The following is a 4,017-nucleotide window of genomic DNA, read 5'->3' on the forward strand; positions in this document are numbered from 1 at the left end:
CAATCTGCTGCAAACTTCGCAACACAACCAAAGATGCAACAGAACCGTCTCGGCAAAGCGCTTCCGCTGCGAGGCCTTCTCCTCGCTCTTCGGCAGGCGAGAGATGCCGTGGCGGGCGAGGCAGCGGGGGAGAGCACTGCGGGATAGGGCAGGAATGGTCTCCCGCAGGCAGCCCAGGACATCATCCAGCGGAAGGAAGGTGCAACGCCGGAACTCGACGACGACGGCTTCCTCAGCCTCGGTCAGAACGGTGCCGCGGGGCCGGGCGGGACCCATCCGGGCATCGGCCGTGCCAGTCCGGCCGCGCCATTTGGCGACCGTCTTGGGGTTCAGCCCGTAGCGGGCGGCAAGGGGCCGGGTGCCCTCTTGCGACGCTTAGAGCTCGGCTCGAACACGCGGCGTCGTTCGGGCTGAACCGTGAAGACCCCCTGCCATAGGACATCCTCCCCCTCGCGGGTCAAAGATGCACCACTACTCCCCGGGACTAAACACCCACTCATCCGAAAGCCAGAACAGGTCCGGTCACCGCCATCTCCGTGTCGCAAGAGACAGCCTCAAATCACAAAACCCGCCCTGAAATAAGTGGCGGTCTGGCCCGGGTAGAACCAAACCTAGTCCTTCGCGATCCGGTAGGTCCGCTCGCTCTCGATGCTGCCCACGCCGGGCAGGCTGCGCAACGCCTCCACGGCCTTCGTCGGGGCCGCACCGGTTGCGACCCCAAGGCTCGGGAAGCTCTTCTCGATCTTGAGGCCGTGCGCCTCCGCGGCGCGCAGCACCTCGTCGAACTGCCCGGGGTCCGGAACGGACATCGTCACCCGAACCATCTGCATGCGCGCTCCTCCTGAGACCTGAGACCAGACCCTGGCCACGCAACCCTAACACCCGGATCGTAGCCCTCGGCCGGACGAGCGGTCACGGAGCCTGGACAAGCCCTGTCCCGGTGTCCACTGCCGATATGGGCAGGCGTCGCGCCTTCTGGTAGAGCCGGTTGGCCAGGGCATGGCCGCGCAGGCTCGGATCCGATTCCGCGAGCAGGGCCGCGACCCCCGCGACATGGGGCGTCGCCATGCTCGTCCCGGACTCCAGGCGGTAGGTCTCCGCCAAGGGCCAGGCCGAGCGGATGTCCACCCCAGGCCCGGCGATGTCCACCTGCCCGCCATCGGGATCCAGCCCGGCATTCGAGAACCAAGCGACCGAAAGGTTCGGGTCGAGTGCGCCCACGGCAACGAAGGTCCGGCAGTTGGCGGGATGGCTCACCGGCGCCACGCGGCCGGGCCGCCGACTGTCGTTGCCGGCCGCGGCAACGATCAGCGTGCCGGCATCGAGGGCACGTCGCCCCACCTGCTCAAAGGCCGGCGACCGTGGCGCCCCCTTTGCGACCGGCGCACCGAGCGACATCGAGATGATGGCGCACTTTTTCCCGAGCGCCCACTCGATGCCGCCCAAGATGCTCGTATCCGTCCCCACCCCGTCATTGCCCAGCACCTTCCCCACGTGCAGCAGGGCGTCCGGCGCCACGCCGTATCGCGGCAGGCGCGACGGGGTGCGCGGCCCGCAGACCACCCCGGCGCAGTGCGTTCCATGCCCCTGCCCGTCTTGGACCTCCTCGCCATCCACGAAGCTCTCGGACGCCAGGACTCGGCCCACGAAATCGGGGTGGGAGAGGTCGATCCCGGTGTCCAGCACGGCCACCGCAATCCCTTTGCCGCTGTAGCGGCTCGCGTCGGCGCGCGTCGCCCTCATGCCCCAGGTGAGGCGAGAAGCGTCTTGGAACCGCGCTGCCGTCACGGCCGCCTCCGCCCCGGTCCCGGCACCCGCCCCCTCGGCCGACAGCATCTCCTCGACCAGCCGGTCCACCCCGGCCCGATAGCCGAGCAGGAAGTCCCGCGACGACGGGCCGAGCGCGAACACGAAGCGCTCCCACTCTACGCCGTCGAGCGACTCCTCCTCCAACGCCAGCGACTGCAGCCGGACAGCTTGGTCGGGCGAGGCGTTGACCACGGCGATGCCCAGATCCTCGAACACTAGTGCCTCCTCCGCGGGCAGCGAGGAGGGGCCGGCCGGAACGGCCGCCGCTGCAACCGCGCCGCGATCCGCCGCATGCACCCGCAGCCCCGCCTTGCCACTCAGCGTGGCCATCGCCGCCCGCGTCCCGCCGCGCGCCATCAGCACTAGCTTGCGGCCGGTGTGCAGGGGATGGTTCTCGTAGGGCGAGAGGCTGGACAGGGGGCCGCTCGGCCGGGGGCCGAACGGGTTGGGCCGCGGCGGAAGTGGCTCGCTGACGGACAGCACCGTGTCCGGCGGTGGCCCGACGGGATTCGGCAGTGGCGGCAGCGGCATGGTGCCGACCGGCTCTTCCGGCCCGCCATCGGTCGCGGCCGGGCGCCCCCGTCTTGCGGGGTTCCGGACGGCCGGGCCCCGGGTGGTCGGACGTTGCGTCATGTCAGTCTCCTCCTCGTATCACTCGCCCAGGGCGCAGAGGCCCGACAGGCCAGGGGTCGCGGTGATGGCGCCGGTCGCGTCCCGTGTGACGGCGAGGGTGCCCGTCCAGTACGCGTCGTAGCCAAAGGCGAGCGGCCGGTCGAAGACCGTAACCTGCTCCAGCCCGCGCGCCGTCGCGCGGGCCGTGCTGAGCGCCGCGCCGGCGCCGGTACTGGACGAGATGGCGGAGCGGAGCGACTCCACCGCCTGGTTCAGCTGGTCCAGCTGCGCCGCCAGCGCGGGATCGGGCGAGGGCGCGCGCGCGCCCGCCGCCGCCGGCGCGACCGTGTTAGCGATGTTGATCGAGGGAACGCTCGGCGCTGTCACCCCTGCCGGCAGCCGGCTGGCCCGCGCCGCCTGTGCGATCACGCTCGAGGACCGCGACTCCTCCACCACGAACCGGATGCCCCGGAGGTAGTAGACGCGCGTCAGGATTCCGATGATCGGATCCGGCAACGTTGTCTCGTGGCCCGCCCGCTGCCGCCGGTCCGTCTCGAGCTTGTACACGCCCATGCGGATCAGGCGCCGCGCATCCAGGCTCCAGCCGCCCTCCCCCAGGATCGAGTCCGGCGCGCTGCAGGCCGTCCGAATCGTCCGGAGCACCGTGTCGAAGGGCAGGTCGGCGTACTCCACGCCCTCCGCCTCCATCCGCACAAAGTTGCTCGAGCGCAGGCCGAGCCCGGCGAGGAAGGTGGCGAACTGGGTCGGCACGTTGACCGAGAGAAGCGACTGGTCCACGGAGCCGAGGCTGAAGCCGGGGAAGCCGCTGATCGGAAGGTTCCCGTCCAGGACCGGCCTGGGGTTGGACCCCGGAGCCGCCGCCCCCGGCTGGCGGTAGAAGGACGCGCCGCTGGCGGGCTGAAGTGCCGCCACGAGGCTGTCCGGCGACTGGGGGAAGCGCCCGTCGGCCTGCGCGGCGCGGCGCGCCTGGAAGGCCTCCCCGAAGGGACCGACGAGTTCCTCCGTGAGGAGCATCCGCGACTCGTCGGTCGCCGCGAACTCCGCCTCGGGCGCGCTGCGGTCCACCAGGTAGATGGCGCCGATCCTCGGCAGTTCCCGGAACGGGTAGAACGGATGGATTCCCAGCGTCCTCACCCGGCGGGAGAGTTCGGCTGCGGGGTTGAGGGGGTCCGGCGGCCCGCAGGAGATGAGCAGCGGGACGCAGAGGAGAGGCGCGGCACGCGCCGCCAGCCGCTTGGCGGCGCGCAAGGACGAAAGCCTGAAGAATGGAAGCACCACACCCTCCGGTACCGCTCACCCCGGAGTATTGGTGCCATTTCGTTATAATCTGGGCAAGCCGCCCTTTGAACCGCCCCAAAATTGCCGGGGCCCGAACGTTGTGGCAACGTACGCGGAAGGTGCAGGGCGTCCTGGGGGAAGCATGCGCGTCCGCCGCTACATCATGGACAAAATATTCGACGGAGTAGCCTACCAGAGTGCGTTCGCGCGGCGCAGGCGCGCGCCGACGGCTACGGCTACGGCTACGGCTACGAATATCTCGCTGGCAGGTTGTGTTGCGAAGTTTGCAGCAGATTG

General features: G+C 70.1%; 3 protein-coding genes and 1 pseudogene. All 4 read right to left on the reverse strand.

Going from position 1 to position 4,017, the window contains the following annotated elements:
* Window positions 1–435: pseudogene (locus E0493_RS22845) on the reverse strand (IS481 family transposase); the annotation flags it as partial.
* 176 nt (window positions 436–611) lie between these two features.
* Window positions 612–830 (reverse strand): hypothetical protein, encoded by a 219-nt coding sequence (locus tag E0493_RS22850; protein WP_160939566.1) that lies wholly within the window; start codon window positions 828–830, stop codon window positions 612–614.
* 82 nt (window positions 831–912) lie between these two features.
* Window positions 913–2,442, reverse strand: a complete 1,530-nt coding sequence (locus E0493_RS22855) for a S8 family serine peptidase (protein ID WP_202397301.1) — start codon at window positions 2,440–2,442, stop codon at window positions 913–915.
* A gap of 18 nt (window positions 2,443–2,460) precedes the next feature.
* The gene (locus tag E0493_RS22860) at window positions 2,461–3,690 is read right to left on the reverse strand and encodes a hypothetical protein (protein WP_160939567.1); all 1,230 of its coding nucleotides are present in this window, start codon (window positions 3,688–3,690) and stop codon (window positions 2,461–2,463) included.
* Window positions 3,691–4,017 lie beyond the last annotated feature (327 nt).

This window comes from Teichococcus coralli, assembly GCF_009829925.1.
Lineage (GTDB): Bacteria > Pseudomonadota > Alphaproteobacteria > Acetobacterales > Acetobacteraceae > Pseudoroseomonas > Pseudoroseomonas coralli.